The 25415-nt window shown below is 69.3% G+C and carries 23 protein-coding genes; 9 read left to right on the forward strand and 14 right to left on the reverse strand.

Features of this window, described 5'->3' with window-relative positions; all coding sequences use genetic code 11:
- Position 1: 1 nt before the first annotated feature.
- The 6 genes from xdhA to AC07PZ_RS20895 form a co-directional block, all read right to left on the reverse strand.
- Positions 2-1642 carry a xanthine dehydrogenase small subunit gene (gene xdhA, locus AC07PZ_RS20870; protein ID WP_495297034.1) on the reverse strand — a complete coding sequence of 547 codons (1641 nt, stop codon included), beginning with the start codon at positions 1640-1642 and terminating at the stop codon, positions 2-4.
- A 210-nt stretch (positions 1643-1852) separates the two neighbouring features.
- Positions 1853-3199, reverse strand: coding sequence for a four-carbon acid sugar kinase family protein (locus tag AC07PZ_RS20875; RefSeq protein WP_495297035.1), 1347 nt, complete (start codon positions 3197-3199; stop codon positions 1853-1855).
- Positions 3196-4467 (reverse strand): ribulose-bisphosphate carboxylase large subunit family protein, encoded by a 1272-nt coding sequence (locus AC07PZ_RS20880; RefSeq protein WP_495297036.1) that lies wholly within the window; start codon positions 4465-4467, stop codon positions 3196-3198. Before AC07PZ_RS20880 ends, AC07PZ_RS20875 begins: the two co-directional genes overlap by 4 nt.
- The gene (locus AC07PZ_RS20885; protein ID WP_495297037.1) at positions 4464-5006 is read right to left on the reverse strand and encodes a VOC family protein; all 543 of its coding nucleotides are present in this window, start codon (positions 5004-5006) and stop codon (positions 4464-4466) included. The genes AC07PZ_RS20880 and AC07PZ_RS20885 overlap by 4 nt, the downstream gene beginning before the upstream one ends.
- Positions 5007-5033: 27 nt before the next feature.
- Positions 5034-6929: a TRAP transporter large permease gene (locus AC07PZ_RS20890; RefSeq protein ID WP_495297038.1), complete on the reverse strand. Its 1896-nt coding sequence runs from the start codon at positions 6927-6929 to the stop codon at positions 5034-5036.
- A gap of 6 nt (positions 6930-6935) precedes the next feature.
- Positions 6936-7955, reverse strand: a complete 1020-nt coding sequence (locus tag AC07PZ_RS20895) for a TRAP transporter substrate-binding protein (protein ID WP_495297039.1) — start codon at positions 7953-7955, stop codon at positions 6936-6938.
- Positions 7956-8071: 116 nt separating this feature from the next.
- On the opposite strand from AC07PZ_RS20895, the gene AC07PZ_RS20900 reads away from it, so the two are divergent.
- Together AC07PZ_RS20900 and AC07PZ_RS20905 are read left to right on the forward strand one after the other, a co-directional pair.
- Positions 8072-9130, forward strand: coding sequence for a LacI family DNA-binding transcriptional regulator (locus tag AC07PZ_RS20900; protein ID WP_495297040.1), 1059 nt, complete (start codon positions 8072-8074; stop codon positions 9128-9130).
- Positions 9131-9264: 134 nt separating this feature from the next.
- A complete protein-coding gene (locus AC07PZ_RS20905; protein ID WP_495297041.1) occupies positions 9265-9519 on the forward strand; it encodes a hypothetical protein in 255 nt (84 codons plus the stop codon).
- 30 nt (positions 9520-9549) lie between these two features.
- Here the strand turns inward: AC07PZ_RS20905 and AC07PZ_RS20910 are convergent, their stop codons facing one another.
- Positions 9550-10887: a glycerate kinase type-2 family protein gene (locus AC07PZ_RS20910; RefSeq protein ID WP_495297101.1), complete on the reverse strand. Its 1338-nt coding sequence runs from the start codon at positions 10885-10887 to the stop codon at positions 9550-9552.
- 34 nt (positions 10888-10921) lie between these two features.
- Here AC07PZ_RS20910 and AC07PZ_RS20915 point away from each other — a divergent pair, with 34 nt between their 5' ends.
- Positions 10922-12310, forward strand: a complete 1389-nt coding sequence (locus AC07PZ_RS20915) for an 8-oxoguanine deaminase (RefSeq protein WP_495297042.1) — start codon at positions 10922-10924, stop codon at positions 12308-12310.
- A gap of 9 nt (positions 12311-12319) precedes the next feature.
- Here AC07PZ_RS20915 and AC07PZ_RS20920 read toward each other — a convergent pair whose 3' ends face one another.
- From AC07PZ_RS20920 to xdhC, 5 genes are all read right to left on the reverse strand, one after another.
- Positions 12320-13039, reverse strand: a complete 720-nt coding sequence (locus AC07PZ_RS20920) for an Asp/Glu/hydantoin racemase (RefSeq protein ID WP_495297043.1) — start codon at positions 13037-13039, stop codon at positions 12320-12322.
- Positions 13040-13051: 12 nt separating this feature from the next.
- On the reverse strand, positions 13052-13480 hold the full coding sequence (locus AC07PZ_RS20925) for a hypothetical protein (protein ID WP_495297044.1): 429 nt from the start codon (positions 13478-13480) through the stop codon (positions 13052-13054).
- A 79-nt stretch (positions 13481-13559) separates the two neighbouring features.
- Complete coding sequence (locus AC07PZ_RS20930; protein WP_495297045.1) at positions 13560-14678, reverse strand: GNAT family N-acetyltransferase; 1119 nt, start codon at positions 14676-14678, stop codon at positions 13560-13562.
- A gap of 103 nt (positions 14679-14781) precedes the next feature.
- Positions 14782-15987 carry a urate hydroxylase PuuD gene (locus AC07PZ_RS20935; RefSeq protein ID WP_495297046.1) on the reverse strand — a complete coding sequence of 402 codons (1206 nt, stop codon included), beginning with the start codon at positions 15985-15987 and terminating at the stop codon, positions 14782-14784.
- A gap of 213 nt (positions 15988-16200) precedes the next feature.
- Positions 16201-17061 carry a xanthine dehydrogenase accessory protein XdhC gene (gene xdhC, locus AC07PZ_RS20940; RefSeq protein ID WP_495297047.1) on the reverse strand — a complete coding sequence of 287 codons (861 nt, stop codon included), beginning with the start codon at positions 17059-17061 and terminating at the stop codon, positions 16201-16203.
- Between the two features lie 29 nt (positions 17062-17090).
- On the opposite strand from xdhC, the gene AC07PZ_RS20945 reads away from it, so the two are divergent.
- A complete protein-coding gene (locus AC07PZ_RS20945; protein WP_495297048.1) occupies positions 17091-17624 on the forward strand; it encodes a hypothetical protein in 534 nt (177 codons plus the stop codon).
- Between the two features lie 54 nt (positions 17625-17678).
- On the opposite strand, the gene uraH is transcribed toward AC07PZ_RS20945, so the two are convergent.
- On the reverse strand, positions 17679-18029 hold the full coding sequence (gene uraH, locus AC07PZ_RS20950; protein WP_495297049.1) for a hydroxyisourate hydrolase: 351 nt from the start codon (positions 18027-18029) through the stop codon (positions 17679-17681).
- Between the two features lie 82 nt (positions 18030-18111).
- Between uraH and AC07PZ_RS20955 the strand changes: the two genes are divergently transcribed.
- From AC07PZ_RS20955 to AC07PZ_RS20970, 4 genes are read left to right on the forward strand one after another with little or no spacing between them, the layout of a single operon-like run.
- On the forward strand, positions 18112-18777 hold the full coding sequence (locus AC07PZ_RS20955; protein WP_495297050.1) for a GntR family transcriptional regulator: 666 nt from the start codon (positions 18112-18114) through the stop codon (positions 18775-18777).
- A gap of 10 nt (positions 18778-18787) precedes the next feature.
- Entirely contained in the window at positions 18788-19783 is a 996-nt protein-coding gene (gene puuE / locus AC07PZ_RS20960; protein ID WP_495297051.1) for an allantoinase PuuE, read from the forward strand.
- Position 19784: 1 nt separating this feature from the next.
- Complete coding sequence (gene uraD, locus AC07PZ_RS20965) at positions 19785-21572, forward strand: 2-oxo-4-hydroxy-4-carboxy-5-ureidoimidazoline decarboxylase (RefSeq protein WP_495297052.1); 1788 nt, start codon at positions 19785-19787, stop codon at positions 21570-21572.
- A complete protein-coding gene (locus AC07PZ_RS20970) occupies positions 21569-22801 on the forward strand; it encodes a M20 family metallopeptidase (RefSeq protein ID WP_495297053.1) in 1233 nt (410 codons plus the stop codon). Before uraD ends, AC07PZ_RS20970 begins: the two co-directional genes overlap by 4 nt.
- A 42-nt stretch (positions 22802-22843) precedes the next feature.
- Here AC07PZ_RS20970 and AC07PZ_RS20975 read toward each other — a convergent pair whose 3' ends face one another.
- Positions 22844-23737, reverse strand: a complete 894-nt coding sequence (locus tag AC07PZ_RS20975; protein ID WP_495297054.1) for a LysR family transcriptional regulator — start codon at positions 23735-23737, stop codon at positions 22844-22846.
- 112 nt (positions 23738-23849) lie between these two features.
- Here AC07PZ_RS20975 and AC07PZ_RS20980 point away from each other — a divergent pair, with 112 nt between their 5' ends.
- The gene (locus AC07PZ_RS20980) at positions 23850-25337 is read left to right on the forward strand and encodes a nucleobase:cation symporter-2 family protein (RefSeq protein ID WP_495297055.1); all 1488 of its coding nucleotides are present in this window, start codon (positions 23850-23852) and stop codon (positions 25335-25337) included.
- The last annotated feature ends 78 nt before the right edge of the window (positions 25338-25415 follow it).

Raw genomic sequence — 25415 nt, forward strand, 5'->3', positions numbered from 1 at the left:
GTCAGGCTCCCAGGCTCAGGGCCTTGGTGGCTTGGGCATCGGCTCGCACCTGATGCGGCATGGTGCTCCAGACGCTCGTCGCCTCGATCGGCAAGGCGTCGGTCGCGCGCGTCTCCAGCCAGAGGCGCTGGATCAGGTTCTGCGCCACCCGCAGCCGGTAGGCCGCGGAAGCACGCATGTCCGACAGCGGCTGGAAGTCTTCCGCCAGCGCGGCCTGGGCCGCCTTCACGCTGGCCTGGCTCCACGGCTGGCCGCGCAGCGCGGCCTCGGCCCTGGCGGCACGCTTCACGACGGCGGCCATGCCGCCATACGCGAGCCGGACGTCCTTCACGGTCTCGCCGTCGAGTTCGATCGCGAAACCCGCGCACAGCGCCGAGATGTCGCAGTCGAAGCGCTTGCTGATCTTGTAGGCACGCACCTGCCGCTGCATCGCGGCCAGCGGCACATACAGGCCCTGCACGAACTCGCCGGGCTCCAGCAGGTTCTTCATGTAGTCGACGTAGAAATCGGGCAGCGGCATGCGGCGCACGCGCGAACCCTTGCGCAGCTCGATGTCGGCGTCGAGCGCCATCAGCACCGGCGGCGAGTCGCCGATCGGCGAACCGTTGGCGACGTTGCCGCCCATCGTGCCCGCATGGCGGATCGGCGGCGACGCGAAGCGCAGCCAGACGTCGGTGAGCGCCGGCACGCGCGCCGCGAGCGCACCCCAGGCCGATTCGAGCGACGCGCCCGCGCCGACATACAGCGCGTCGCCACGGGGCTCGATGACCTTCAGTTCGGCCACGTCGCCCACGTACAGGATGTCGCCGAGGTCGCGGAACTGCTTGTTGACCCAGAGCCCGACGTCGGTAGAGCCGGCCAGCACACGCGCCTGCGGCAGGCTCTCGCGCAGCGCGGCGAAGGCATCGAGCGTGGTCGGCGCGTGGAAATGGTCGGTTCGATCCGTCCGCGCGCCCGGCGCCGCCGCATGGTTCGCATAGTGGAAGGTGTCGTCGCGCTTCAGGCTCTGCAGCGCCGCCACCACCGGCCGGGTGTCGAGCCGCACGCCCGGCAGGTCGAACATGCGCTGGCCGGCATCGAGGATCGGGCGGTAGCCGGTGCAGCGGCACAGGTTGCCCGACAGGTCGTCGGCCAGCTGCTGGCGGGTCGGCTGGGTGCCGGCCGCCTGGTGGTGCTCGTAGGCCGACCAGAGCGACATGACGAAGCCTGGCGTACAGAAGCCGCATTGCGAGCCGTGGCATTCGACCATCGCCTGCTGCACCGGGTGCAGCGGCACCACCGGCTTCTTGTCGGCGTGCGGCAGCGCCGCGGGGTCGCCGCGCTGCGCCGAGGCGCACTGGGGCTTCAGGTCTTCGACCGTGAACAGCGCCTTGCCGTGCAGCGTCGGCAGGAACTGGATGCAGGCGTTGACGGTCTGCAGCGTCAGGCCGCCGACGGCACCGGGTGCGCCGTCACCGGCCAGTTCGCCGATCACGACCGTGCATGCACCGCAATCGCCCTCGTTGCACCCTTCCTTGGTGCCGGTGCAGCGGGCGTCCTCGCGCAGCCACTCGAGCACCGAACGGGTCGGATGCACGCCGCTGACGTCGACGATCCGGCCCTGGTGGAAAAAACGGACGGGTTGGCTGGGGCTGATGCTCATGAATGTGGTGGCTCTCGTGGGGCGTGGATCCGGCAATACCGACGGTAGGGCCTGATGCGGCGCCACGCATACGGGCGGCCCCATAGTTCATATGCCGCGCCATATATGCCCAGCGCCACCGGATCGATCAGGCCGGTGCCGTCGATGCACCGAGAGCAATTGTCGGACCTGCCGGCGCGCGCGTCAGCCTGCGCGCGCGCCGATGCGGTTTCAGGCGGCCGTCGGCAGCGCCTCGGCGGCCACGGCGCCGGTGCCGTGCACCAGCCGTTCGAACACGTCGACCGACCCCATCTGCCCGCCCTTGAGCATGATTTCGACGCCGTCGAGCGACGCCACGTCGCTGTGCAGCCGGCACAGCGACGCGCCGGGGCCGACTTCGGCCAGGTAGGACAAACCCCAGGCCGCGAGCGCCTGCACGCCCAGGCTGGAGGTGTCGCCGCCGGCGATGCCGACGCGCGTCACCGGCACCAGTGCGAGCACGCGGGCGAGCAGGTCGCCGCCGGACTGCGCGAGCGCACGGGCGTCGATCGGCGCGCGCCCCGCAACGACGGCGGCGGGTTCAGGCCGGTTGGTGCAGGCCAGCACGTTGCGCCCGGCTGCGAGCCGTGCCGCCACCTCGCGCGCGATGCGGTCGAGCGCGGCCGGGTCGCGCGTCGCGAGTTCCGCCGGGTCGAGCCACAAGGTTTCGAAGGATCGGGCCGCCGCCACCTGCCGCGCGGTGACCGGCGACAGGCTGCCCGCCAGCACGAAGACCGGGCCGCGCGCCGGTGCGATCGCCGCGCGCGCCGCCGGTGCGGTGGCCAGTTCTCCGGCCAGCGCCTGCACCACGCTGCTCGGCCCCACGGCGAGCAGCGTCGTGGCCTGCGCGCGCGCCCACAGCACCGCACCGATGGTGCGCAGTTGCGCATCGTCGGCCACGTCGAACAGCAGCGCCTCGGGCCGGTGCGCGAGCACGTCGGCCATGGCGTCGGCCAGCGCGGCCGGGCCGCCCGCCGAGGCGGTCCAGGCCACACCGCGCACGTCGGCCAGGCCCTGCGGCACCAGGTGGCGGCGCAGGTCGGCCTCGTGCATCGGCGTGACGGGATGGCGGCTCATGGTCGGGTGCCGATCGAGCCGGTAGACCTCGCCACCGCTGCCGGCGGCGGCGAACAGGTTGCCGAACAGGCAGTAGCGGCCCAGGTTCGGCTGGCCGCCGACGATCGCGGCCCAGGGCTGGACCACGACGTCGCGCAGTTGCCGCACCGCGACCCCGATGCTGCCGACCTGCGGCGCGCTGTCGAAGGTCGAACAGGTCTTGTAGTGCAGAACGCGCGCACCGCTGGCGCGGAAGAAGTCGGCCACGGGTGCCAGTTCGGCCTGCATCTCGGCCGGCGCCATCGACCGCGCCGCCCCCGCGATGCCGAGGCAGTCGAGCGGCCCGGCACGCTCCAGTTGCGCCGCATCGGGCACCTGCAGGAACAGCAGCGCCCGCAGCCCGGCGCGCGCCGCCGTGCCGAGCGTGTCGGTCGCGCCGGTGAAGTCGTCGCCGTAGTAGACGATGGCCGGCGCGGCGCTCATGGCTTGGCGAAGAAGGCCAGCGCGCGCGCCAGTTCGGGCGCGCTGCGGGCGGCCTCGGCCAGCGGCGTGCCGGCGCGTGCCGCGGCCCAGGCCTGGCGGATGCTGGCGACGCCGGCGGCCGCGCCGTCCGGATGCGCGAGGATGCCGCCGCCCGACATGAACAGCAGGTCGTCGCTGCCGATCGCCGACCAGGTCGCGGGCACGGTGCCGGCCCACTGGCCGGACGAGAACGCCGGCATCACGCGGTCGTCCACGCCCTCGGCGAGCGGCGTGAAGCAGTCCTGCGCGGACTCGATGACCTCGCTGTCCGGCTGCGAGAACTTGCCCTGCAGGCCGTGCACGTGCATGTGGTCGACACCGGCCAGGCGCCACATCGTCTGGTAGGCCTGGAACGAGATACCCAGCAGCGGATGGCGCGACAGCGCGCCGTAGCCGTTGCGGTGGCCATGCAGCGCCAGCGGCGTGTGGCGCCGCAGCGTCTGGATGCCCGAATGGCCGCACCAGTTGAGGCTGGCCATCACGCAGGAGCCGCCCTCGCGCTCGACCAGGTCGGCGTGGCGCTTCATCGCGTCGGTTTCGTCGGTGATGTTGAAGGCCACCATCACGTGCTTGCCGGTGCGCTCCTGGTGCGCACGCACGACCGCCATGACGGCCGGCACGCGTTCGGCGAGCGGCGCATGGTCGGGGTCGGCGCAGACTTCGTCGTCCTTGATGAAGTCGACGCCGGCGGCGCACAGGCGGGCCACCAGCTCGGCCGTGTCCGCGGCGGTGAAGCCGACGTTCGGCTTGATGATGGTGCCGACCAGCGCGCCGCTGGCGACGCCCGTCAGCCGGCGCGTGCCCGCGATGCCGACCTGCGGCATCTCGAAGCGGGCGCGGTATTCGGCCGGCACGTGCATCGACTCGAGCCGCAGGCCCGAGACCTCGCCCAGGTCATACAGGTTGCCCGACACCGTGGCCGCCAGCGTCGGCAGGTTGGCGCCGATGTTGGCGACCGGAAACGAGATGTCGATGTGCGCGCGGCGCCACGGGCCCTGCGTGCCCTTGCGTTCGAGCAGCGCGTTCGGCAGGCTCGGCGCCGATGCCGGTTCGAGCTCGGTGATGGCCTCGACCGTGGCGCGGGCGCGGGCGCGCAGCGCGTCGGTCTCGCCTTCGACACGGGTGAAGGTGCCGCAGGACTGCTCGCCCGCCATCACCTCGGCGACGGCCGCCGGGTCGTGCGGCGTCTCGATCAGGTAGCGCGCCTGGATGCGCCCGGGCGCGCTCACAGCTTGCTCAGGTCGGGAAAGGGACGCACCGGGTCGGTCTTGCCGTCCCAGCCCTCGGACGACTGGCGGATCAGGTCGAACATCTTGCCCTTGGGGCCGGCGACCTCCGACAGCTCGATCACCGTGCCCGGGTGGTATTCGGTGTCGAAGTAGATGAAGCGGCCACGCTCGCCCACTTCACCGCTCATCACCGGCTTGAAGCCTTCGCCCAGCAGGCGCTCGAGGTCGGCGTCGTAGTTCGACGTCCAGTACGCCACGTGCTGCAGCCCGGTGCGGCCGGCCTGCAGGAAGTCGCGGTACATCGACGGCACGTCGTTGCGCGTCTGGATCAGCTCGACCTGCACGAAGCCCGAGTTGGCCAGCGCCACCGAGTTGTGCGGCTGGTGCGACTCGCCACGGTATTGGTAGTTCACGATCGGCACCTTCGGGTTGTAGAACCACGGACCGACGCCGAGCGTGCGGCTCCAGTAGTCCATGGCGGCCTCGATGTCGGGCACGACGTAACCCAGTTGGCGGATCTCTCCGAAAAAGCGGCTCATTGGATTAGCTCCGGTTGTATGTGGTTGTCAGGTCTTGAGGAAGCCGGTGGAGAACCAGGGGATGGCCGCGACGAGGATCAGTCCGATCATCAAAGCCGCCATGTAGCCCCAGATGTGCTTGACGCCTTCGTCGGGGTCGACCTTGCTGACGGCGCAGGCGCCGTAATAGCCGACGCCGAAGGGCGGCGCGAACAGGCCGATGCCCATCGCGAAGATCACGACCATCGCGTAGTGCACCTCGTGCACGCCGGCCGCCTTGGCGATCGGGAACAGCAGCGGTCCGAACAGCACGATCGCCGGGATGCCTTCGAGCACGCTGCCGAGGATCACGAAGGCGACGATCGACACCGCCAGGAAGCCGTACTGCCCGCCCGGGATGCCGGCCATCAGCCGTGCCAGGTCCTGAGAGAAGCCCGACTGCGTGAGGCCCCAGGCCATGGCGGTCGCGCAGCCGACGATGAAGATGATCGCGCCCGACAGCGACGCGGTCTCGATCAGCATCGGCCGCAGGCGGCGCCAGTCGAACTGGCGGTACACCACGAGGCCGACCACGGCCGAGTAGACGATGCCGATGGTCGACACCTCGGTCGCCGTCGCCACGCCTTCGACCACCGCGGCGCGGATCACGAAGGGCAGCAGCACCGCGGGCAATGCGACCAGCAGCAGCTTGCCGATCTGGGCGGGCGAGAACTTCTGCACCCCGCTCAGGTCTTCGCGCCGGTAGCGCCACCACACGACGGTGCACAGCGCCACGCCCAGCACCACGGCCGGCAGCAGCCCGCCGGTGAACAGTGCCGCGATCGAGATACCCGTGACCGAGCCGATGGTGATCAGCACGATCGACGGCGGAATGGTCTCGGTCTGCGCGCCGGTGGCCGACAGCAGCGCCACCAGGTCGCCCGGCTTGGCGCCGCGCTTCTTCATCTCGGGGAACAGCACGGGCGCGATCGCGGCCATGTCGGCCACTTTCGAGCCCGAGATGCCCGACACCAGGTACATGGCGCCGATCAGCACGTACGACAGCCCGCCGCGCACGCGGCCCAGCAGGCTCGCGAGGAACTGGATCATCGCCCGCGCCATGCCGGTCATCTCGATCAGCGCGCCCAGGAAGATGAACAGCGGCACCGCCAGCAGGATCAGGTGCGACATGCCTTCGTCGAGCCGGCCGACCATCACCAGCATCGGCGTGCGGGTGGTCAGCGCGAGATAGCCGAAGGTCGCCAGCGCGAAGCAGAAGGCGATCGGCACGCCGGAGAACACCGTGACGGCCACCACGATCACGAAGAAGATCACCAGGTTGAACTTGCCCAGCGGCGCCAGCAGCGGGCCGGCCAGCCAGAACAGCGCGACCACCGCCGCGGTGCCCAGCACCGACAGCACGATCTGGCGCACGCTGCAGATGCGCACCAGGCGCAGCAGCGCGACGACGATCATCAGCGCGATGCCCGCCGGAATGGCACCGGCACGCCAGGCATTGCTGATCTCCAGCGCCGGCGTGACGATGAAGGACTCCTCATGGGCGTAGTCGATCGCCGGCCAGGCGACCAGCGCCAGGAAGGCAAGCGATGCCGCCAGCGCGAAGGCATCGAGCATGGCGCGCGTGCCCGGCTTGACCTGGCTCACCAGCGCGGTCATGCGCATGTGCTCGCCGCGCCGCAATGCGACCACCGCACCCAGCATCGACAGCCACAGGAACAGGATCGACGCGAGTTCGTCGGACCAGACCAGCGGCGAGTGAAACGCATAGCGCGCCGTGACGCCCGCGAACAACACGCAGATCTCGGCAAGCACCAGCAGCGCCGCGACGCTTTCGACCACGGTGCCGAGCCAGCCGTCGACGCGGCCGGCCCAGCGGCTGGCCGCATTGGCAGCGGGTGCGGCGCGCAGCGCGTCGCTCGAATCGGCCATGAGGATGTGTGACATGTCCGATCAGGCGAGCTTGCCGACGGCGCCTTCGAGCAGGCTCCAGGCTTCGGCGCCGAAGCGGCCCTTCCACTCGCCGTAGAAGCCGGCCTCGCGCAGCTTGGCGCGGAAGCTGTCGGCCGTCGGGCGGTTGATCGCCAGGCCCTTGCTCTGCAGGTCGCCGACCACCGAGTCGTTGAGCTTCTTGATGTCCTCGCGCTGCTGCATGCCGGCGTCGTTGATGGCACGCGCGACGATCGTCTTCAGGTCGGCCGGCAGGGCTTCCCAGGCGCGGCCGTTGGCGATGAACCAGTAGCCGTCCCAGATGTGGTTGGTCAGCGAGCAGAACTTCTGCACTTCATAGAGCTTGGCCACCTGGATGATCGGCAGCGGGTTCTCCTGCGCGTCGACGATCTTGGTCTGCAGCGCCGAATAGACCTCGCTGAACTGCAGGCTGGCCGGCGCGGCGCCCAGGCCCTTGAACATCGAGATCGACAGCGGGCTCACCGGCACGCGGATCTTCAGGCCGTCCATGTCCTTGGCGGTCGTGACCGCGGCCTTGCTGCTGGTGGTCTGGCGGAAGCCGTTGTCCCACATCTTCTCGAAGGCATAGAGGCGCGACTTGGCGATGGCGTCGCGCACGTGCGCGCCGAGCTTGCCGTCCATCGCGGCCCAGACCTGGTTGTAGTCCGAGAACGCGAAGCCGACCGCGTTGATCGCGGCCACCGGCACCAGCGTGGCGATCACCAGCGCCGACGGCGTGAAGAACTCGATGCCGCCCGATCGCACCTGCGCCAGCATGTCGGTGTCGCCGCCCAGCTGGTTGTTCGGGAAGATCTTGATCTCGACCCGGCCGTTGGTTTCCTTGGCGATGCGGTCAGCCGCTTCCTGCGCACGGATGTTCAGCGGATGGCTGAGCGGCAGGTTGTTGCCGTACTTGTACGAGAACTCCGCGGCCCGTGCGAAGCGCGGCACGGCGGTCACGATGCTGGCGGCGGGAAGAGCGGAAAGCGTGCGCAAAGCGCTGCGGCGGCTGATGGATGGCATGGACTGTCTCCGTTTGTGAGATTGATGGATTTTGATGCACCATCGACTTGAAGGCATGGGGACGATAGAGTTCACCCCATCGAACGTCAAATCAGATGAATGATGGTTTTTGATTTATGAGGGTTAACCCTGAAGGCTTGGCAGGCGATCCGCGGCGCGCCCGCGTGGTCGACATTGCGCGCGCCGCACGCGTGTCGACCGCGACGGTCGACCGGGTGCTGAACAAGCGTCCCGGCGTGCGCGACGCGACGGTCCAGCGCGTGCTGAAGGCCGCCAGTGAACTCGACTACCTGCCGGAGTCGACCCTGTCTGCCGCGCTCGCACCCCAGCCGCTGCGGCTGGTGTTCATGCTGCCGGCCGGCACCAACCGCTTCATCCGCATGCTGGGCGACATGGTCGGCTATTCGGAGGAGCACTGGGCGCCCTTCAACGTGCGCTGCCGCACCGAGTTCATCGAGAGCTTCAACCCGCATGAACTGGCCGCCGCGCTGCTGCGCAACGGCAAGCGCTGCGACGGCATCGCGGTGATGGCGCTCGAACATCCGGCAGTGCGCGAGGCGGTCGCGACGCTGGCCGAGCGCGGCGTGCCGGTGATCACGCTGATCTCCGACCTGTCGAATTCGCCGCGCGCGGCCTACATCGGCCTGGACAACCGTGCCGCCGGCCGCACCGCCGGCTACCTGATCGGCCGCTTCATCGGCACACGCAGCGCCAAGGTCGCGCTGATCGCGGGCAGCCTGAGCTACCGCGCGCACGAGGAACGCGAGGCCGGCTTCCTGCACGTGATCGACGAGATGTTCGAGCGCCTGCAGGTGGTCGGCCTGCGCGAGGGCCAGGACGACGCCGAGCAGAACTACCGCCAGACCCGCGCGCTGCTCGACCAGCATCCGGAGCTGGGTGGCATCTACAACATCGGCGGTGCGTCCGACGGCGTGGCGCGTGCGCTGAAGGAGGCCGGCCGCGACCAGAAGGTGGTGCTGATCGGCCACGGGCTCACGCCCGACACGCGCGCCCTGCTGATCGACGGCAGCATGGACGCGGTCATCACGCAGAGCCCGCACACCACGCTGATGAGCTGCGTGCGCATCTTCACCAACCTGCGCGACAAGCGCGAACCGCTGAGCGGCGTGGAAAGCACCCGCAGCCAGGTGATCTTCAGGGAAAACCTCCCCTAGCGCCGCACGCCGGGCGGCCGGATCCGGCATGGCATCGGACATGGCGGATTCGAGCTATCGATTGGCCGATGAGGTCTACAGCCGCCGCGGCACTGGCCGCTACGCTGGAAGCCACACACCAAGGAGATCGGTACATGCGCGCACAGGACATTCTTCCGGACCATGTCGACGAGGTCCGGCACAACGGCACCACCATCCGCAAGGGGTCGGTCGGGGCGTTTCTCGCCAATGCCGTCGCCCTCGACAGGCCGGGGCTCGCCGGCGACGACCGCGCAGCCCTGCTGCGCGACATCGAGGAACTGCTGCCCACGCTGCGCGCGCTCGGGCTGTTCGACGTGTTCGAGATCAGGAACCCGCAGCTGCGGGCCTTCGTGGACGCGCGGCCGTGACGGCGAGGCCCCGGCGGCCGGTCGCGGCGGCTACAGGATCAGCAGCGCGCGGAAGTCGTTGACGTTGGTGTGCGTCGGCCCGGTGACCAGCAGGTCGCCGATCGCCTCGAAATAGCCATAGGCGTCGTTGCGGTCGAGGTGCGCCGCGAGCTTGCGGCCCTGCCCTTCGGCGCGGGCCAGGGTGTCGGGCGTGACGAAGGCCCCGGCGTTGTCCTCCACACCGTCGATGCCGTCGGTGTCGGCGGCCAGCGCCCAGACCTGCGGCTGGCCCGCCAGCGCACCGGCGAGGCCGAGGCAGAACTCGCCCGCGCGGCCGCCGCGGCCCTTGGGCTGGCCGGGCTGGCGCGGCCGGATCGTGACCGTGGTCTCGCCGCCCGACAGGATCACGCAGGGCCGCGCGAAGGGCTCGCCACGCAGCGCGACGGCACGCGCCAGCGCGCCATGCACCTTGCCGACCTCGCGCGATTCGCCTTCCATCTCGTCGCTCAGCACATGGGCCTCGATGCCGGCCGCGCGCGCCGCCTCGGCCGCGGCCTGCAGCGACTGCTGCGGTGCCGCGATCACGTGCGTCGCATGGCCGCGGAAGACGGCGTCGCCGGGCTTCGGTGTCTCCAGCGTGCCGTCGATCAGTTGCGCCCGCACGGCCGGTGGCACGGCGATGCCGTAGCGGTCGAGGATCGCGAGCGCGTCCGCGCAAGTGGTCGCATCGGGCACCGTCGGGCCGCTGGCGATCACGGCCGGGTCGTCGCCCGGCACATCGCTGATCGTGAGCGTGACCACCTGCGCCGGCGCGCAGGCCGCCGCCAGCCGGCCGCCCTTGATGCGCGACAGGTGCTTGCGCACGCAGTTCATCTCGCCGATGTGGGCGCCGCTTTCCAGCAGCTCGCGGTTGATGCGCTGCTTGTCGGCCAGCGTCAGGCCGTCCGCCGGCAGCGTCAGCAGCGCCGAGCCCCCACCCGAGATCAGGCACAGCACCAGGTCGTCGGCGGTGAGGCCTTCGGTCAGCGCCAGGATGCGCTCGGCCGCGGCCAGGCCGGCGGCGTCGGGCACCGGGTGCGCCGCCTCGACGATCTCGATGCGCTGCGCCAGGCCGGCGGGGCGCGGCGGAATGTGGTCGTAGCGCGTGACGACCAGGCCCGACAGCGGCGCGTCGGCCGGCCACAGCGCTTCCAGCGCCTGCGCCATCGAGCCGCCGGCCTTGCCGGCGCCGAGCACCAGCGTGCGGCCTTTCGGCGGCGCCGGCAGGTACGGGCCCATGCTGGCCAGCGGCAGCGCACGTTCGACCGCCACGCGGTACAGGTGCTCGAGGAATTCTTTGGGGGCGGTACGCGCGTCGGGCGTGCCGGACGGAGTCTTCGATGCGATCATTTGGCTCATCTCCAGGCCTCCATTGTCTCGCGCCATGACCACGCTCCTGATCCGCAATGCGACCTGCGTCGCCACTTTCGACGCCGGGCGCACCGAACTGCGCGATGCCTCGGTCTTCATCCGCGACCACCGCGTGGAAGCCATCGGCGCCGCGGCCGACCTGCCGCAGCAGGCCGACGAGGTGATCGACGCGCGCGGCCACCTGGTGGTGCCGGGGCTGGTCAACACGCACCACCACATGTACCAGTCGCTCACGCGCGCGATACCGGCGGTGCAGGACGCCGAGCTGTTCTCGTGGCTGCGCGGCCTCTACCCGATCTGGTCCGGGCTCACGCCGGAGATGGTCCGCGTGTCGACCCAGCTCGCGATGGCCGAGCTGCTGCTCGCGGGCTGCACGACCAGCAGCGACCATCTCTACATCTACCCGAACGGCGTGCGGCTGGACGACAGCATCGAGGCCGCGCGCGAGATCGGCATGCGCTTCGTCGCGACGCGCGGCAGCATGAGCGTCGGCGCATCGCAGGGCGGCCTGCCGCCCGACCGCGTGGTGGAACGCGAGGACTTCATCCTGGCCGACACGCAGCGGCTGATCGAGACGCACCACGACGCCGCGCACGGTGCGATGGTCAACGTGGCGGTGGCGCCCTGCTCGCCGTTCAGCGTGAGCCGCGACCTGATGCGCGAGTCGGCGGTGCTGGCGCGCAGCTTCGGCGTGCGGCTGCACACACACCTGGCCGAGAACGACCACGACATCGCCTACAGCCGCGAGAAGTTCAACTGCACGCCCGCCGAATACGCGCAGGACCTGGGCTGGCTCGGCCACGACGTCTGGCACGCGCACTGCGTGAAGCTCGACGCCGAGGGCATCGCGCTGTTCGCGAAGACGAAGACCGGCGTCGCGCATTGCCCGTGCAGCAACATGCGGCTGGCCTCGGGCATCGCGCCGATCCGCCGCATGCTCGATGCCGGCGTGCCGGTCGGCCTCGGCGTGGACGGCAGCGCCAGCAACGACGGCGCGCACATGGTGAACGAGGCGCGCCAGGCGCTGCTGCTGGCCCGCGTGGGCCGCGCGCTCGAGCCCTTCGGCTGCGATCACGGCCCCTCGGAGATGACGGCGCGTGACGCGCTGTCGATCGCCACGCGCGGCGGCGCCGAGGTGCTCGGCCGCAGCGACATCGGCCACCTGGCGCCGGGCATGTGCGCGGACCTCGCGCTGTTCGACCTGAACACCATCGGCTTCGCGGGCGGCGCGGTGCACGACCCGGTGGCGAGCCTGCTGCTGTGCGCGAGCCCGCAGGCGGCGTACACCGTGGTGAACGGCCGTGTCGTCGTGCGCGAGGGCCAATTGGCGACGGTCGACCTCGGCCCGCTGGTCGAGCGGCACAACCGGCTCGCCATGCAGCTCGCACTGGCGGCCGGCTGAAGACCGGGCTCAGGCGCTCGGCTGCGCAGTCGCGATCGCGAGCGCGGTCGCCTCGATCGCCTGCTGCACGCCCAGGCGCGGGCTCGCCAGCGCCTCGATGCCGCTGGCGCTCAGCAGCACAGCCGCCGGCGCCATCGATGCCTGAGCGAGCACCACGAGGTCATCGGCCCTCGCCTGGCTGACCACGGCGCGCACGACGGCGCCCACATACGCCGGCACATCGCCCGCCATGAAATGCGCCCACGCATCGGGCACGCGCAGCGTCGCGATGACCGGCGCGGTGCCGAGCTTTCGGGCGGAATCCAGGATCAGCGCCCGGGTCGGCGTCAACGTGCTGTCGAGCGCGGCCACAAGCAGCACGCGCCTGCCCGACACCGCGGCCCGGTCGGCCATGGCGCGATCGATCCGCGCCGCCACATAGCGGCCATGGCGACCGTCGCGGCCGACCGTGGGCGCGGCTTCGGCGACGCCACCGATCGTCGAACAGGTGCAGACGACAACCCTGGCGCCGGTGGACGCGGCCTCGCCCATGCTGCGGTGGACGCGCGCCATCAGTGCGGCGTCGTCCGGCCCGTCCTTCATGGCTTGCGCGAGCAGGTCTTCCGCCACCACGTGATGCACCCGCAGCGCAGGCGCCAGCTCGGCCATCAGGTCGCCGAAGGTCCGCACGTGCACATGCGCGGTGTGCAGGAACGCGATGTCGGTGCTCGCGGGAATCGGGTCGGCCACGGCGGTCGGCGTTCAGTCGTCGCTGCTGCGCAGGGCCAGCCGCGCGATCTCGCGGTCCAGCGACTCGAACTGACTGTCACAGAACAGCTCGCAGAGGCGGTCGACCTCCACGCGGCTCGGCACGTCGGCCAGCGTCGCGTCCTGCGTCATCTTGCCCTTGCCGAAGAAGCTCTTGTGGAACTGCATCGAGACGGACTGCACGAGATACGCGCCGCTCAGGTCGTCGCCATTGCCGAGGACAGTGACCCAGAGTTCGCGCTGCGCGGCGGCGTCCTGCAGCACGACGGCAGGCAGCGCGCCCTCCTGGCGTTCGTCCCAGAGCGCATGCTCGGCCAGCCAGGGAAAGGCGTCGACCGCCTGGCGGAAGGCGAGGAAATCGGTGGGGCCTTGCGGTTCGAGGGGCAGGTCGTCACCGACCTTCTGTATGGCGTAAGTCAACATGATGTTGCATCGGCTCTCTGGTCTGGAAAACGCCATTCTGATTCGTCACTTGCAGCGGGCACGCAGGCCGACGCCGCATTCATGCGTCGAACGCCAGCCCCACGCAGGGCGCCACGCGACGCTGCAGCGCGTCCAGCCCCATCTGAAAGGTGACGCTCGGACGGTGCGTCGAAAAACCGAGCCGCTGATTGATCGACAGCATCGGTGCGTTCACGTCCGCGTTGTGGGTCGAGATCAGGCCGACCGCCGGGTAGCGCTCGCGCACCAGGTCGAGCATCGCCGTCTTCACCGCCTTGGCGAGGCCCTGGCCACGGCACTGCGGCGCGACGGCCGTCAGCGCCTGGAACACGCGATCGGGAAAGCGCGCATCCCAGTGCGCATTGCAGACCGCCACCAGTTCGTCGCCGGCCAGCAGCAGCACCAGCAGGTGGTCGCCGCCGTGGCGGTCCATGTCGTCGTACCAGCTGCGGTGGCCGTCGATGTCGTAGCGCATGGCGGGCAGATCGAGCGCACCCAACGGCATCTGGTTGATCAGCACGGTGAGCGGCGACATGAGTTCGGCCAGCCGCGACATGGGCACGCGGCCGGCGTGGATCTCCCAGCGCAGGCCGGCGGCGACCGCGGCATCGGGCGCCAGACGCCATTGCGCCAGCAGGGCCGGATCCACTGCGGCCAGCGACAGGCGGTTCTCCGGCGTCCGATGCTTCTCGGTGGCGCCCACGGCCTCGAAGAATGCGCGCGACTCGGGGAAAGGCGCGCCGAAGGTGACGGTGGTCTTGGTGCGCGCCTCCATGAAACTCCGCAGCGCGCCAAGCAGCGCCGTCGCGACACCCTGTCGGCGCCAGGGCCGCAGCACGCCGCCGCCGGCACTGACGAAGGGCGCATGGCTTTCGTAGTCGGCGGTACCGGGACGCCGGAATTCGAGCATCAGGTTGCCGATTGCCTCTTCGCCCCGCCAGGCGACGACGCGCCGGCTCTCCCAAAGAGGCCGGCGGTGCTGCAGCAGATGCGCGAACTCGGCATCGCTCAGGACCGGATCGCCCGGCACGTCTTCCTCCGCGCGCAGCCGCCGGTAGGCCTGGTAGCGCGCCCACTGCAGACGGTCCGCGGTATGCGGGTTGAAGTCGCGCAGCACGATCTGCGCCGCGCCTGGTCCGGATGCCACCGTTGGTGCGCCCGGGTCCGTTGTCCTCGTCATCTTTTTTTGTCTCCTGCATGCACAGGGCCGCAGGCGAAGCCGCCGCAGCCAACGGCGAGATCGTACGGAAGTGCTTGCAGCGCGCCTGCGGCCCGCGCGCCGGCTACTGCGTCTTCGCGCCGCCCTCGAACCACCGGCCGATCAACGCGCGCTCGGCATCGGTGATGCCCGTCGCGTTGTTCATCGGCATGATCTTCGTGACCACGGCCTGCTGATAGACCGCCTGTGCATGCTGCGCGACCTGCTCGGGCGAGTCGAGCCGCACGTTCTTCATCTGCATGGTGGCACCGTGGCACATGTAGCAGCGCTGCTCCAGCACCTTCTGCACCTCGCCGAAGCTGACCGGCTGCACCGTCGCGCCAGCCACCGGCGCGGGTGCGGGCTCGGGCTTCATCCAGACGATCGTCAGGCCGAGCACCACGATGCCGACCAGTGCATAGGGCAGCGGGTTCTTCGCGTTGCCCAGCTTGAAGCGGTGCCGCACCACGAAGAACTGCCGGATGGCGGCGCCGCCGAGCATGATCAGCAGCAGCACGATCCAGTTGTACTTGTGCGTGTAGGTGAAGCTGTAGTGGTTGCTGAGCATCGCGAACAGCACCGGCAGCGTGAAGTAGGTGTTGTGCACGCTGCGCTGCTTGCCGCGCTGGCCATGCACCGGGTCGACCGGCCGGCCTTCGCGCAGCGCCTGCACGTTCTTGCGCTGGCCCGGAATGATCCAGAAGAACACGTTGCCGCTCATGGTCGTGGCCATCATCGCGCCGACCAGCAGGAAGGCGGCGCGGCCCGCGAACCACTGGCAGGCAAGCCAGGCGGCGAAGGCGATGAACACGGCGATCAGCACGCCGACGATGGTGTCGCCGTTCTTGCGCCTGCCGAAGATCTGGCAGATGCCGTCATAGACCATCCAGAACACGACGAAGAAGGCCAGCGCGACCGAGATGGCGGCGCCGGGCTGCCAGTCCATCTTCGACTTGTCGATCAGGTAGGTGCTCGCATTCCACAGATAGGACATCGTGAACAGCGAGAAGCCGGTGATCCAGGTCGAATAGCTTTCCCAGTACGACCAGTGCAGGTGGTCGGGCAGCTTCTTCGGCGCCAGCAGGTACTTCTGCATGTTGTAGAAGCCGCCGCCGTGCACCGCCCATTGCTCGCCGCCGACGCCCTTGTCGAGCGATTCGGCGTCCTGCGGTTTTTCGAGGCTGTTGTCCAGCATCACGAAATAGAAGGAGGCACCGATCCAGGCGACCGCGGTGATGACGTGGACCCAGCGCAGCAGCAGGTTCGCCCAGTCGAGGTAATAGCTTTCCATGGCTCTCAACCTTGCCGGCGCGTGAGGACGCCGGAAGAAGGGTTGGCACTGCTCACCACTGCGGGCGCTGTAAGCAGAAGAAATGCCGCGAACGCAAGCACGGTGTGCTTCGCTCCGCTGCGGCGTTTTATTGTGGACTGAAGTGTATGCAACATCGTGGCCCGTCTTCCGCTTTGTCTTGCGCTTTTTCTGCGTTCCCCGTCGCTCGCAGCCTCAAGCGTTGTGCAATGTCTGCAATAACTGTGCCGCGACAGCCACGGCGATCACCTCGGGTTCCTTGCCGCCGATGCCGGGCACGCCGATCGGGCAGGTGATGCGGTCCATCTCTGCCTGCGTGAAGCCGCGTGCCTCCAGCCGGTGCCGAAAGGTCGCCCACTTGGTCTTGCTGCCGATCAGGCCGACATAGGGCAGGTCGTCGCGCTCGCGCAGGCGGCGCAGACAGGCGATCACGATGTCGAGGTCCTCCGCGTGGCTGAAGCTCATGATCAGCACGCGCGAACCGGATGCGAGGCCGGCGACGGCGTCCTGCACCGGCTCGGAATGCTCGGTTTCGATCTGCACCGGCAGCGCGGCCGGGAACACGCCTTCGCGGCTGTCGATCCAGCGCAGGGCGAAGGGCAGCGTCGCGATCAGCCGCGCCAGCGCCGCGCCGACATGGCCGCCGCCGAACAAGGCGACCGGTTGCAGATGTGCGATCAGCACGCTGCGCAAAGCGGGCGCATCGGCGGCAGAGATGCGCTGGTACTGCAGGAAGACCACGCCGCCGCAGCATTGGCCCAGGCTCGGCCCCAGCGGATAGCGCCGCGCCGCGGTGCCGTGCGGGCCGGATGGATCTGGCTGATCGGGCTGATCCGACATGTCGCCCGAGCGCGGCATCGCCAGTTGCGCACGCGCCTCCTGGATCGCCTGGTATTCGAGCTGGCCGCCGCCGATGGTGCCGGTGGTGTCGTCCGCCCAGACGGCCATCCAGGTACCGGCCTCGCGCGGTACCGACCCCTGCGTGGCGCTGATGCGGACCAGCACGCCGTCCTCCCGTGCGAGCCGGGCCAGCAGCAGGTCGGCGGCGCCATTCATCGACCGCGCCCCGCGGTATAACCGCGGCGATGACATTCCAGCCCACGTCCACACGCCTCGGCCTCGCCTGCGTACTCCTCACCACCTTGCTGCTGGCCGGCTGCGGCTCCGGCCCGACGGCTTCGGCACCGCCCGCGGGCAGCGTGCCCGGCCAGCTGTCGAACGCTTCCGTTCAAACGCCCGCGCCGGCCCAGTCGCCCTCGCCGCAGCCGCGCAGTTCCGATGCCGCCACCGCCCGCGACTACCGTCGTGACGCCGCACGCCATGTCTACGATGCCAACCGCGAACGCATCTACCCGGGCAAGCTGCCGCCGGTGCTGTACGCGGTCGGCACGCTGCAGGTGTATCTGGACGCCGGCGGCAAGGTCACCGCGATGCACTGGATGCGCGCGCCGCAGCATGCGCCCGAGGTGATCGCCGAAATCGAACGCACCGTGCTCGCCGCTGCGCCCTACCCCGCCCCTACCCGCATGGGCACGGTGATCTGGACCGACACCTGGCTGTGGGACCGGGACAAGGGCGGGCGCTTTCAACTCGACACCCTCACCGAAGGTCAGCAATAGCCAATTGCGCCGATTGCAGGGTTTGCGCGGTTCGCACCGGCTGCACCCGCCGCATCACGAGCCGCGGTACGTGGAGTAGCTCCACGGGCTGACCAGCAGCGGCACGTGATAGTGCTGGTCGGTGTGCGCCACGCCGAAGTCGAGCGACACGCGGCCGAGAAAGTTCGGCTCGGGCAGCGCGACGTTGCGGCTCTTGAAGTACGCCGCCACCTCGAACACCAGCCGGTAGGTGCCGACCTTCAGGGTGTTGTTGTCGTACAGCGGCTTGTCGGTGCGGCCGTCGGCGTTCAACGCGAAGCGCTTGACCAGCGTGGCGGCGTCGCCGTCGGTGGTGTACAGCGCCACTTCCATGCCGACCGCCGGGCCGCCGTGCATCGTGTCCAGAACGTGGGTGCTCAAGCCCATGAATCAGCTCCTGAAATTAGACCGGCGAAATCCGGTGGACAAAAGTGTATACACGTTTTGGCTTTGAGGCTATCATGCGCCGATGGACTCGACCACCACGAGCGCAATCGTCGATGCCTTGACCAAGGCCATTGTGGAACATCGGCTGCAGCCGGGCTCCAAGCTGGCCGAGCAGAAGCTGGCCGACCACTTCGGCGTGTCGCGCACGCTGGTGCGGCAGGCGCTGTTCCAGCTGTCGCAGAACCGGCTGATCCGCATGGAGCCGGCACGCGGCGCCTTCGTCGCGGCCCCGTCGATCGAGGAGGCGCGCCAGGTGTTCGCCGTGCGCCGCATGCTCGAAGCCGGCATGACGCGCGAGTTCATCCGCAACGTCACGCCGGCCCGCATCAAGGCGCTGCGCGAGCATGTGGCGCTCGAGAAGGCCGCCGTCGCCAAGGCCGACGCCACCGACCGCACCGAACTGCTCGGCGACTTCCATGTCCGCATGGCCGAGCTCATGGGCAACGAGGTGCTGGCGCAGATGCTCGGCGAGCTGGTCTCGCGCTGCGCACTCATCACGCTGATGTACCAGACTGCGACGGCCGCCGGCCACTCCAACGACGAGCACGCCGACATCGTGAAGGCGCTGGCCGCCCGCGACGAGGAACGCGCCGTGCAACTGATGACCGATCACCTCCAGAACGTGGAGGCCAACCTGACCTTCGACCGCAAGGTGCCGACCAGCGACATCGCGCTGGCGCTCTCCTGAATCGCCTCCCATGAACGTCTACGACTCCACCGCCTCCTACCCACGCGACCTGATCGGCTATGGGCGCGACGTGCCGCACGCCCGCTGGCCGAACGGCGCGCGCATTGCCGTGCAGTTCGTCCTCAACTACGAAGAAGGCAGCGAGAACAGCGTGCTGCATGGCGACGCGGGCTCCGAGCAGTTCCTGTCGGAAATGTTCAACCCGGCGAGCTACCCCGAGCGCCACATCAGCATGGAAGGCATCTACGAATACGGCTCGCGTGCCGGCGTCTGGCGCCTGCTGCGCGAGTTCGAGAAGCGCGGGCTGCCGCTCACCGTGTTCGGCGTGAGCATGGCGCTGGAACGTCATCCCGAACTCACCGCCGCCTTCAAGGAACTCGGCCACGAGATCGCCTGCCATGGCCTGCGCTGGATCCACTACCAGTCGATCGACGAGGCGACCGAGCGCGAGCACATGCGCCTGGGCATGGAGATCATCGAGAAGCTCACCGGCGAGCGCGCTCTCGGCTGGTACACCGGCCGCGACAGCCCGCGCACGCGGCGCCTGGTGGCCGACTATGGCGGCTTCGAATACGACAGCGACTACTACGGCGACGACCTGCCCTTCTGGATGCAGGTGCAGAAGACCGACGGCAGCGTGGTGCCCCAGCTCATCGTGCCCTACACGCTCGATTGCAACGACATGCGCTTCGCGCTGCCGCAGGGCTACTCGCATGCCGACCCGTTCTTCCAGTACATGAAGGACAGCTTCGATGCGCTCTACGCCGAAGGCGATCCGGCGGGCGACGACCGACCGAAGATGCTGAGCATCGGCATGCACTGCCGCCTGCTCGGGCGGCCGGGCCGCATCGTGGCGCTGCAGCGCTTTCTCGACCACATCGCGCAGCACGAACACGTGTGGGTCTGCCGCCGCGTCGACATCGCCCGGCACTGGAAGCAGACGCACCCGTATCCGACGCCCTCGCCATCGCCCTCGCCCTCGTCTTCGCCCATTCAAGGAGCCTGACATGACGCTCACCATCGAGGCGCTGAACGCCGCCACGCCGCAGGAAGCGATCACGCTGCTCGAAGGCACCTACGAGCATTCGCCGTGGGTCGCGCAGCGCGCACTCGACGCGGCGCCGTTCCGCTCGCTGCAGCACCTGAAGCACGCGATGGCGCGCGCGGTGAACGAGGCGACCGAAGACGAGCAGCTCGCGCTCATCCGCGCCCACCCCGAACTCGCTGGCAAGGCCATGGTCAGCCGGACGCTGACCGCCGAATCGACCAACGAGCAAGGCAAGGCGGGACTGATCGATTGCACGCCGGAAGAACTCGCGACCATCCAGCAGCTCAATGCGGACTACGGCGCCAAGTTCGGCTTCCCGTTCATCCTGGCGGTGCGCGGGCCGCGCGGCACCGGCCTGCGCAAGCGCGAGATCATCGACACCTTCCAGCGCCGGCTCGGCAACCACCCGGACTTCGAACGCGCCGAGTCGCTGCGCAATATCCACCGGATCGCCGAGATCCGCCTGAACGACAAGTTCGGCGCCGCGCCCGCGCTGGGCAACGACGTGTGGGACTGGCACGAACAGCTGTCGGTGCACAGCGACCCCGGCTTCGCCGAGAAGGGCCAGCTCACCGTCACCTACCTGACCGACGCGCACCGCGCCTGCGCCGCGCAGATCGCCGCGCTGATGCGCGAGGTCGGCTTCGACAGCGTCGGCATCGATGCGGTCGGCAACGTGGTCGGCCGTTATGAAGGCACGACACCCGGTGCGCGCGCGTTGATCACGGGCTCGCACTACGACACCGTGCGCAACGGCGGCAAATACGACGGACGGCTCGGCATCTTCGTGCCCATCGCCTGCGTGCGTGAACTGGTGCGCCAGAGGCGCCGCCTGCCCTTCGCCTTCGAGGTCGTCGGCTTTGCGGAAGAAGAAGGCCAGCGCTACAAGGCGACCTTCCTGGGCTCCGGTGCGCTAACCGGCCACTTCAACCCGTCCTGGCTCGACCAGAAGGACGCTGCCGGCATCACGATGCGCGAAGCCATGCAGCAGGCCGGCCTGAGCGAAGCGGACATCCCCGCGATCCAGCGCGACCCGGCGCGCTACCTCGGCTTCGTCGAGGTGCACATCGAGCAGGGGCCGGTGCTCAACGAACTCGACCTGCCGCTGGGCATCGTGACGTCGATCAACGGCAGCGTGCGCTTCGTCTGCGAGGCGATCGGCATGGCGAGCCATGCGGGCACGACGCCGATGGACCGCCGCCGCGATGCGGCCTGCGCCGTCGCCGAGCTGATCCTCTACGCCGAGCAACGTGCCGCGAAGGACGGTGATTCGGTCGCGACCGTCGGCATGCTCGAAGTGCCGAGCGGCTCGATCAACGTCGTGCCGGGCCGCTGCAGGTTCAGCATCGACCTGCGCGCACCGACCGATGCGCAGCGCGACGCGCTGGTGGCCGACGTGACGGCCGCACTGCACGACATCGTGCGCCGCCGCGGCCTCGGCCTGCAGATGGAAGAAACGATGCGTGCCGCCGCGGCCCCGAGCGCGCCGGCATGGCAGCAGCGCTGGGAACGCGCCGTCGATGCGCTCGGCGTGCCGCTGTTCCGCATGCCCAGCGGCGCCGGCCACGACGCCATGAAGCTGCACGAAATCATGCCGCAGGCCATGCTCTTCGTGCGCGGCATCAACTCGGGCATCAGCCACAACCCGCTCGAATCGAGCACCAACGACGACATCCAGCTCGCTGTGGAAGCCTTCCAGCGTCTGCTCGACAACCTGGCAGCCGAACAGGCGCCCACGACCCCATGACCGACTACACCAAGCTCGACGCCTGGATCGATGCGCACTTCGACGAAGAAGTGCAGTTCCTGCAGCAACTGGTGCGCGTGCCGACCGACACGCCGCCCGGCAACAACGCGCCGCATGCGGAGCGCACGGCCGAGCTGCTCGCCAGCTTCGGCCTGGCGGCCGAAAAGCACGCGGTGCCCGCACAGGACGTGAAGGACTACGGCCTCGAATCCATCACCAACCTGATCGTGCGCCGCGTCTACGGCCAGGGCGGCGACGGCCTCACGGTCGCGCTCAACGCGCACGGCGACGTGGTGCCGCCCGGCGAAGGCTGGACGCACGACCCGTATGGCGGCGAGATCGTCGACGGCAAGCTGTACGCACGCGCGGCCGCCGTGAGCAAGAGCGACTTCGCGAGCTTCACCTTCGCGCTGCGCGCGCTCGAAGCCGTCGCCAGGCCGACCCGCGGCGCCGTCGAACTGCACTTCACCTACGACGAGGAATTCGGCGGCCTGCTCGGCCCGGGCTGGCTGCTCAAGAACGGGCTGACGAAGCCCGACCTGATGATCGCGGCCGGCTTCAGCTACGAGGTCGTCACCGCGCACAACGGCTGCCTGCAGATGGAAGTCACGGTGCACGGCAAGATGGCGCATGCCGCGATCCCGGCCACCGGCATCGACGCGCTGCAGGGCGCCGTGAAGATCCTGAACGCGCTCTATGCGCAGAACGTGCTGTACCGGCAGGTCACGTCGGCGGTCGAAGGCATCACGCATCCTTACCTGAACGTCGGCCGGATCGAGGGCGGCACCAACACCAACGTCGTGCCCGGCAAGGTCACGTTCAAGCTCGACCGCCGCATGATCCCCGAGGAAAACCCGGTCGAGGTCGAAGCATCGATCCGCCAGGTGATCGCCGAAGCCGCCGCCGGGAGCGAAGGCATCACGGTCGACATCAAGCGCCTGCTGCTGGCGAACTCGATGAAGCCGATGGCCGGCAACAAGCCGCTGGTCGATGCGATCCAGAAGCACGGTGCCGAGCTGTTCGGCGAGCCGATCCGCGCGATGGGCACGCCGCTCTATACCGACGTGCGGCTCTACGGCGAGGCCGGCATCCCGGGCGTGATCTACGGCGCCGGCCCGCGCACCGTGCTCGAGTCGCACGCCAAGCGCAGCGACGAACGGCTCGTGCTGGAAGACCTGCGCCGCGCGACCAAGGTCATCGCGCGCACGCTGGCCGACCTGCTGGCCTGAGCAACCGTCTCGGCCGCCGGCACTGCGCCGGCGCAACGCCTCTCAGGCGGCGGCCCGCGTGCCGAGCAGCACGTCGCGAAAGGCCGCGACCACTGGTGACGGCGAGTTGCCGGGTGCGCGCAGCAGCGTCATGGTGCGCGCGAACTGCGGCCGGCCCACCGTGCGCACCTCGAGCCCATGCCACTGCGCGAGCGGGCGCAGGGCCATCGTGACCACCGCGATGCCCAGCCCCTCGCGCGCCAGCCCCATCATGGTCCAGGGCAAGGCGATCTCGAACGCATAGTCGAGCGCGATGCCGCGCTCGGCCAGCTTCTCGTCCAGCATCCGCCGCACCGGATTGCTCGCCAGATAGCCGATGACCGGCTCGCGCGCCACCTGCGCCCATTCGAGCGTGCGCCGTGTCGCCAGTGGATGGCCGGGCGGCATCACGGCAATGAACTCGTCGGCGTAGAGCGGCGTCGCCGTCAGGTCGAGCCGGGCATCGGTCTGCGTCGCGATGCCCAGGTCGGCGGCGCCGCTGCGCACCAGCGTGTGGACCTCGTGTTCGGGCACGTCGAACAGCACCACGCGCACGGCCGGATGGCTGTCGCGGAACGCACGGATCGCTGGCGGCAACAGCAGCGCGCACTGCGCGTTGGGCGCGGCAACGGCGACCCGGCCGCGCGAGAACCGCGCGAAGTCCCGGGCGTCCGTCAGCAGATGCTCCCAGTCGGCCACCAGGCGATGCGCCGCCGGCAGCAGCGCCGCGCCGGTTTCGGTGAGACGGCAGGCACGGGTATGGCGATCGAACAGGCGCACGCCGAGCTGGCGTTCGAGCTTGGCCAGCGACGCGCTGAGCGACGACTGCGACATGCCCAGCCGTTCGGCCGCACGCGTGAAATGGCCACTCTCCGCGAGCGTCGCGAAGACCTGCAGTTCGAGCAGTGTCGGTTTCATCGTCGGATCCGATTGATTTATCGAATTGTGCGTCTTTCCTGATCTGCGCCGAAGCCCTAATCTTGCTGCGCCGCGCGTCCGCTTGCACGCGCCCCACGCCCCTGGAGCCGCCATGAGTTCTTCCGAATCGACTTCCGTCCATCCCGTGGACCAGCGCCTTCCCATCGGGAAGCTCGGCGCGCTGGGCCTGCAACATGTGCTGGTGATGTACGCGGGCGCGGTGGCCGTGCCGCTGATCGTTGGCCGCGCGCTCAAGCTCAGCCCGGCCGAGGTCGCGCTGCTGATTTCCGCCGACCTGTTCTGCTGCGGCATCGCCACGCTGATCCAGTCGCTCGGCGCCACGCAATGGTTCGGCATCAAGCTGCCGGTGATGATGGGCGTGACCTTCGCATCGGTCGCGCCGATGGTCGCCATCGCCAATGCCAACCCGGGCGTGGCGGGCGCCCAGCTGCTGTTCGGCTCGATCATCGGGGCCGGCGTGATCTCGATCCTGATCGCGCCCATGGTCAGCAAGATGCTGCGCTTCTTCCCGCCGGTGGTGACCGGCACGATCATCGCGGTCATCGGCATCAGCCTGATGCGCGTGGGCATCAACTGGATCTTCGGCAACCCCTTCGGCCCGACCGCGCCGACCATCGTCGACCCGGCCTACACCAAGTGGCTGGCCGACGTGACCTCGCCCGGCAGCGCGATACCGCCGGTGCCCAAGGGCTTCGCGATCATGCCGTCGGTGCCCAACCCGCGCTATGCCGACCTGACCGGCTTCGGCGTGGCCGCGCTGGTGCTGGTGTCGATCCTGCTGATCGTGAAATACGCGAAGGGCTTCGTCGCCAACATCTCGGTGCTGCTGGGCATCGCCATCGGCGCGATCGTCGCCTCGGCCATGGGCATCATGACCTACGAGAAGGTCGGCAAGGCACCCTGGTTCGACGTGGTGCTGCCCTTCCATTTCGGCATGCCGCAGTTCGACCCGGTGCTGATCCTGACGATGACGCTGATCATGATCGTCGTGATGATCGAGTCGACCGGCATGTTCCTCGCGCTGGGCGAAATGACCGAACGCAAGATTTCGCAAAAGGACCTGGCCAAGGGCCTGCGTACCGACGGACTGGGCACGCTGATCGGCGGCATCTTCAACACCTTCCCCTATACCAGCTTCTCGCAGAACGTCGGCCTGGTGGCGGTGACCGGCGTGCGCAGCCGCTTCGTCTGCGTGGCCGGCGGGGTGATCCTGGTGGTGCTGGGCCTGCTGCCGAAGATGGCGGCGCTGGTCGAGTCGCTGCCCACCGTGGTGCTCGGCGGTGCCGGCATCGTGATGTTCGGCATGGTGGCCGCGACCGGCATCCGCATCCTGTCGGGCGTCGACTTCAAGACCAATCGCCACAACGCGATGATCGTCGCGGTGTCGATCGGCGTCGGCATGATTCCGCTGATCGCGCCCAACTTCAAGCAGTGGATGCCGCACGGCCTGCACTCGCTGATCGAGTCGGGCATCCTGCTCGCATCGATAGTGGCGGTGCTGCTCAACGTGTTCCTGAACGGCACGCAGCACGACGAGGCCGCCGTCATCGCCGCGGCCAAGCACGCCGACGCGCACTGAGCCTGCGCTGCCGCGGCGGCACCGGCCGCCGCGCGCCTTCGGCCCGGCAGCGCCTTCGCCGACGCGGCAATGCCGACG

It is taken from the genome of Variovorax sp. GW821-FHT10B04 (genome assembly GCF_059415645.1).

Coding starts and splice junctions, on each gene's coding strand:
- AC07PZ_RS20885 (WP_495297037.1), bottom strand. CDS start 5,006: ATGAGCCGCTTTTTCGGAGAGATCCGCCAACTGGGTTACGTCGTGCCC.
- AC07PZ_RS20945 (WP_495297048.1), top strand. CDS start 17,091: ATGACATTCCAGCCCACGTCCACACGCCTCGGCCTCGCCTGCGTACTC.
- puuE (WP_495297051.1), top strand. CDS start 18,788: ATGAACGTCTACGACTCCACCGCCTCCTACCCACGCGACCTGATCGGC.
- AC07PZ_RS20975 (WP_495297054.1), bottom strand. CDS start 23,737: ATGAAACCGACACTGCTCGAACTGCAGGTCTTCGCGACGCTCGCGGAG.
- AC07PZ_RS20970 (WP_495297053.1), top strand. CDS start 21,569: ATGACCGACTACACCAAGCTCGACGCCTGGATCGATGCGCACTTCGAC.
- AC07PZ_RS20915 (WP_495297042.1), top strand. CDS start 10,922: ATGACCACGCTCCTGATCCGCAATGCGACCTGCGTCGCCACTTTCGAC.
- uraD (WP_495297052.1), top strand. CDS start 19,785: ATGACGCTCACCATCGAGGCGCTGAACGCCGCCACGCCGCAGGAAGCG.
- uraH (WP_495297049.1), bottom strand. CDS start 18,029: ATGGGCTTGAGCACCCACGTTCTGGACACGATGCACGGCGGCCCGGCG.
- AC07PZ_RS20935 (WP_495297046.1), bottom strand. CDS start 15,987: ATGGAAAGCTATTACCTCGACTGGGCGAACCTGCTGCTGCGCTGGGTC.
- xdhA (WP_495297034.1), bottom strand. CDS start 1,642: ATGAGCATCAGCCCCAGCCAACCCGTCCGTTTTTTCCACCAGGGCCGG.
- AC07PZ_RS20905 (WP_495297041.1), top strand. CDS start 9,265: ATGCGCGCACAGGACATTCTTCCGGACCATGTCGACGAGGTCCGGCAC.
- AC07PZ_RS20980 (WP_495297055.1), top strand. CDS start 23,850: ATGAGTTCTTCCGAATCGACTTCCGTCCATCCCGTGGACCAGCGCCTT.
- xdhC (WP_495297047.1), bottom strand. CDS start 17,061: ATGAATGGCGCCGCCGACCTGCTGCTGGCCCGGCTCGCACGGGAGGAC.
- AC07PZ_RS20895 (WP_495297039.1), bottom strand. CDS start 7,955: ATGCCATCCATCAGCCGCCGCAGCGCTTTGCGCACGCTTTCCGCTCTT.
- AC07PZ_RS20900 (WP_495297040.1), top strand. CDS start 8,072: ATGAGGGTTAACCCTGAAGGCTTGGCAGGCGATCCGCGGCGCGCCCGC.
- AC07PZ_RS20910 (WP_495297101.1), bottom strand. CDS start 10,887: ATGATCGCATCGAAGACTCCGTCCGGCACGCCCGACGCGCGTACCGCC.
- AC07PZ_RS20925 (WP_495297044.1), bottom strand. CDS start 13,480: ATGTTGACTTACGCCATACAGAAGGTCGGTGACGACCTGCCCCTCGAA.
- AC07PZ_RS20955 (WP_495297050.1), top strand. CDS start 18,112: ATGGACTCGACCACCACGAGCGCAATCGTCGATGCCTTGACCAAGGCC.
- AC07PZ_RS20890 (WP_495297038.1), bottom strand. CDS start 6,929: ATGTCACACATCCTCATGGCCGATTCGAGCGACGCGCTGCGCGCCGCA.
- AC07PZ_RS20930 (WP_495297045.1), bottom strand. CDS start 14,678: ATGACGAGGACAACGGACCCGGGCGCACCAACGGTGGCATCCGGACCA.
- AC07PZ_RS20875 (WP_495297035.1), bottom strand. CDS start 3,199: ATGAGCGCCGCGCCGGCCATCGTCTACTACGGCGACGACTTCACCGGC.